Consider the following 4,623-nt stretch of genomic DNA (forward strand, 5'->3'; position numbering starts at 1 on the left):
CTGACTTCGTCAGTCTTATCTACAACCTCAAAGCAGTGCTTTGAGCAACCTGCGGCTAGTTTCCTAGTTTGCTCTTTGATTTTCATTGAGTATAAATAGATGGAAAAGAAAATCTTGTACAAGTTCCTGACAATTTCTTTCTTTTCGTGTATAATAGTGGAAAAGAGCTAAAACGAGGTATGGTTATGGAAGCAGTCCTTTACTCAACATTCCGAAATCATTTAAAGGACTACATGAAGAAGGTAAATGATGAATTTGAGCCTTTGACGGTGGTCAATAAAAATCCAGATGAGGACATTGTAGTTCTTTCAAAGAGCGAATGGGACAGTATTCAGGAAACCCTGAGAATCGCTCAAAATAAGGAGTTATCAGACAAGGTTTTGCGAGGAATGGCTCAAGTCCGTGCTGGAAGCATTCAGGTCCATGTGATTGAGGAGTGATGAATGCTACTCAAGTTTACAGAAGATGCGTGGGCAGATTATTGCTACTGGCAAAACCAAGATAAAAAAACACTAAAAAGAATCAATAAATTAATCAAGGATATTCAACGCGATCCATTTACAGGAATAGGAAAACCAGAGCCACTCAAATATGATTACCAAGGAGCCTGGTCACGGCGTATTGATGCAGAAAATCGCTTGATTTATATGATGGATGGAGATAGCGTGGCTTTCTTGTCCTTTAAAGATCATTACTAAAGTCTACTGCGAAGTAGGCTTTTTATTTTTTAAATTTTTATTAGTAAGTTTAAGATAAAGTTTTTTGGAAAATGACAGAATCCCTAATACAAAAGACAAAAACTCAGAAAAGAAAGTTAGTATATGAACTTCGATCTTTACCCTTGAATTCGCTTTATAACTCTTAATTTGTGGTATAATGAAGAGAATTGTAAATCATAAAAACAGGGGAAGCAAATGTCTAATTTTAAAGAAAAACTACCGATATTCCAGTCGAACGATGTTCAGATTTCAAATGTAGTCAATGCAGTTTGGTCGATTGCGAACACCTTACGTGGAGCTTATCGTTCGGATAAGTATCGAGTGATGTAATTAAAAATTGGATGAGAAGAAAAGATACAATTGAGTTTCTTGGTTTATGGAAAAGCTTAAACAACATGAATTTCAATTCGGTCGAATTCGACCGAATTAAATCGGAAGCTGGATATAATTCATTTACATTGTCTCCTAAGAAATGGGTAGAGAAAACTGGAGCAATCGGAATTATCTCAAAAGGTGGAAGATATGGTGGTGCATTTGCACATACAGATATTGCCTTTGAATTTGCTTCATGTATTTCTGCTGAATTTAAGATGTATGTAATTCAGGATTACAAAAGACTTAAGTCAGATTAAAATTCTAAGATATCATTAGGCTGGAATTTGAATAGAGAAATTTCTAAGATTAACTACAAAATTCATACAGATGCAATCAAAGAATATCTCTTAAAAGATCTTACCAACGAACAGTTGTCTTACAAGTATGTAAGTGAAGCAGATATGATCAATGTTGTTTTATTTAACAAAAGAGCTAAACAGTGGCGTGAAGAAAATAGGAACAATTAGTACAACACTTGTAGTAGTTGCGGGAGTAAGTGCGGGTGTGCTTGGAGGAAAATTTGACTTTAAATTTCCTAAAAAGATTTAATGGAGAGTAATAAATATGAAGTTTAAAAATTATCTATTTGATTTATATCCTTATTTTCCCCAAAGGTTTTTCATTATATAATAGAAAGGATCCTGATGTATGTAGTAAGGCGTTGTACGATGATTTATGTAAGATGTTTTTTGATGATGATTCAAAAGAAAAACTTAAAATAACATCTGTATGTAATAAATGCCAAAACTTTGGAAATGGAGATTTTTATACTTTATTTATTGATAAGGATAAGTATTTATTATCAAGTGATTATATAGGAGCCTCTATTTATTGGGCAAGAAAGGCAGGATTAAACGACAGAATAATTTTAGATCATTTGAGTATTTCAAGAACAATAGGTGGACACATTCTTTTCCCTAGAGGTGGTGGAAAATCAGAAACCGTTAATACAGCTAGAGGTGGAAAACCTAGAATCAAGAATGGAATTTATAAAGGATATTATGATCGTTTTGATTTAACACTATATGCTATAAAAGAATGGTTTGCGGGAAATAATAATTCAAAAATAGATTATGCTATAGAGAATTACCGTGAATGGTTTGAACTATTTTTTGATGATGATAATTGTAAAAATGGATTTGAGAAATTTGTCGAGTTTTTTAAGTTAGAAGGATTTATATATGAGCAAAATAAAATTATAGATTTAATTAAATCAGATTTAGAGAACAATCAGGTTGTCTTTTTAGATAAAGAAGATATTAGGATTGCTAGCACAGAAGAAGAATATATAAGATATATGAAAAATCTTAATATCATTATTCTAGAAAGAACTAAAAAAATATTATTATAAATATTTCAGCACCAGTTAAATAAAATGTGCGTTTTCTTTATCAAAAAAATTAATAAAAGAGGTTACCAAGAGGGATAAATTTTAAGTGTAGGGGGAATTTATCCTTTTTGCTTTTGAGGTAGAAGAGAAATCTATTGAATTATCCTATGAATATGTAGATGATGGATATAGTGGTTCTAATTTTGAGCGACCAAATTTTAAGAATATGATTGATGACCTGAATAAAGGAAAGTTTTCTATCATTATGGTAAAAGATTTATCTCGTTTCGGCAGAGAGTATATCGAGTCAGGAAAGTACTTACAAAAGATATTTCTTGAAAAAAGGTATTCGCTTTATATCTGTAAATGATAACTATGATAGTGATAATGCGGATGTTAGCGATATCCATTTAAGGTTTGTGAAAATTACTTTTTTATGGTAGAATGTAAAAGAATGTATGTCATTCGGAATAACAATAAAATGAGGTAAAAACATGGAAATCATGTCGCTTGCGATTGCTGTTTTTGCCGTCATCATTGGTTTAGTCATTGGATATGTCAGCATCTCAGCTAAGATGAAATCATCTCAGGAAGCTGCAGAGTTGATGCTTTTAAATGCTGAACAAGAAGCAACTAATTTACGTGGACAAGCTGAGCGTGAAGTGGATTTACTTGTTAATGAAGCCAAACGTGAAAGCAAGTCTCTTAAAAAAGAAGCACTATTGGAGGCCAAAGAAGAAGCCAGAAAATACCGTGAAGAAGTGGACGCTGAATTCAAATCAGAACGTCAAGAACTCAAACAAATCGAAAGTCGTTTGACAGAGAGAGCTACTAGCCTTGACCGTAAGGACGACAATTTGACGAGTAAAGAACAAACACTTGAACAAAAAGAACAAAGTATTTCTGATAGAGCGAAAAACCTTGATGCGCGTGAAGAGCAATTAGAGGAAGTCGAAAGACAAAAAGAAGCAGAACTAGAGCGTATTGGTGCTCTGTCTCAGGCAGAAGCACGAGATATTATCTTGGCACAGACAGAGGAAAACTTGACCAAGGAGATTGCCAGTCGTATTCGCGAAGCTGAGCAAGAGGTCAAGGAACGTTCTGACAAAATGGCCAAGGACATCCTGGTTCAAGCTATGCAACGTATCGCTGGTGAATATGTAGCGGAGTCAACAAACTCAACGGTTCATCTGCCAGACGATACTATGAAGGGACGCATTATTGGTCGTGAAGGTCGTAACATTCGTACCTTTGAAAGTTTGACAGGGGTCGATGTGATTATCGACGATACACCAGAAGTGGTGACCTTGTCAGGATTTGATCCGATTCGTCGTGAGATTGCCCGTATGACTATGGAAATGTTGCTCAAGGATGGTCGTATCCACCCAGCTCGTATCGAAGAGTTGGTTGAGAAAAACCGTCAAGAGATTGACAATAAGATCCGTGAATACGGTGAGGCTGCTGCCTATGAGATTGGCGCACCAAACCTTCATCCAGACTTGATGAAGATTATGGGTCGCTTGCAATTCCGGACTTCATATGGCCAAAATGTTTTGCGCCATTCGATTGAGGTTGCTAAGTTAGCTGGTATTATGGCCAGCGAGCTTGGTGAGAATGCGGCTCTTGCCCGTCGTGCTGGATTCCTTCACGACATCGGAAAAGCCATTGACCGCGAGGTTGAAGGTAGCCACGTTGAAATCGGTATGGAATTGGCACGTAAGTACAAGGAACATCCAGTTGTGGTCAATACGATTGCTAGTCACCACGGAGATGTTGAAGCTGAGAGCGTCATTGCAGTTATCGTTGCTGCAGCAGATGCCTTGAGCGCAGCTCGTCCAGGTGCTCGTAGTGAGTCTCTTGAAAGCTACATCAAGCGTCTCCATGATTTGGAAGAAATTGCGAACGGCTTTGAAGGGGTACAAAATAGCTTTGCCCTTCAAGCAGGACGTGAAATTCGTATCATGGTCAATCCAGGAAAAATCAAGGACGACAAAGTCACAATCTTAGCTCACAAAGTTCGTGAGAAAATTGAAAACAATCTCGATTACCCAGGAAATATCAAGATAACCGTGATTCGTGAGCTTCGTGCAGTAGATTATGCTAAATAATAAAAAACTGAGGTCAGTGAAATCTGACTTCAGTTTTTTTGAAGTACGACGGGCATGTGGTGCATCTGAGGTGTAATACTCTTCGAAAATC

5 protein-coding genes and 2 pseudogenes are annotated in these 4,623 nt (G+C 36.3%); all 7 read left to right on the forward strand.

Going from position 1 to position 4,623, the window contains the following annotated elements; genetic code table 11:
• Positions 1–185: 185 nt before the first annotated feature.
• The 7 genes and pseudogenes from HT671_RS09405 (at position 186) to HT671_RS09435 (ending at position 4,532) form a co-directional block, all read left to right on the forward strand.
• Positions 186–440, forward strand: coding sequence for a type II toxin-antitoxin system Phd/YefM family antitoxin (locus tag HT671_RS09405; protein ID WP_000388571.1), 255 nt, complete (start codon positions 186–188; stop codon positions 438–440).
• Positions 441–443: 3 nt separating this feature from the next.
• Positions 444–698 carry a Txe/YoeB family addiction module toxin gene (locus HT671_RS09410; RefSeq protein ID WP_000924721.1) on the forward strand — a complete coding sequence of 85 codons (255 nt, stop codon included), beginning with the start codon at positions 444–446 and terminating at the stop codon, positions 696–698.
• Positions 699–1,045: 347 nt separating this feature from the next.
• Positions 1,046–1,549 (forward strand): annotated as a pseudogene (locus tag HT671_RS12100) (KilA-N domain-containing protein); the annotation flags it as partial.
• Positions 1,503–1,643 (forward strand): hypothetical protein, encoded by a 141-nt coding sequence (locus HT671_RS09420; protein ID WP_000899898.1) that lies wholly within the window; start codon positions 1,503–1,505, stop codon positions 1,641–1,643. The pseudogene HT671_RS12100 and the gene HT671_RS09420, both read left to right, overlap by 47 nt.
• 133 nt (positions 1,644–1,776) lie before the next feature.
• The gene (locus tag HT671_RS09425) at positions 1,777–2,445 is read left to right on the forward strand and encodes a DUF4564 domain-containing protein (protein ID WP_240153279.1); all 669 of its coding nucleotides are present in this window, start codon (positions 1,777–1,779) and stop codon (positions 2,443–2,445) included.
• Between the two features lie 136 nt (positions 2,446–2,581).
• Positions 2,582–2,837: pseudogene (locus HT671_RS09430) on the forward strand (recombinase family protein); the annotation flags it as partial.
• A gap of 81 nt (positions 2,838–2,918) precedes the next feature.
• Positions 2,919–4,532 (forward strand): ribonuclease Y, encoded by a 1,614-nt coding sequence (locus HT671_RS09435; protein WP_000404950.1) that lies wholly within the window; start codon positions 2,919–2,921, stop codon positions 4,530–4,532.
• The last annotated feature ends 91 nt before the right edge of the window (positions 4,533–4,623 follow it).

Source organism: Streptococcus sp. 2741 (assembly GCF_013276315.1).
Taxonomy (GTDB): Bacteria; Bacillota; Bacilli; order Lactobacillales; family Streptococcaceae; genus Streptococcus; species Streptococcus pseudopneumoniae.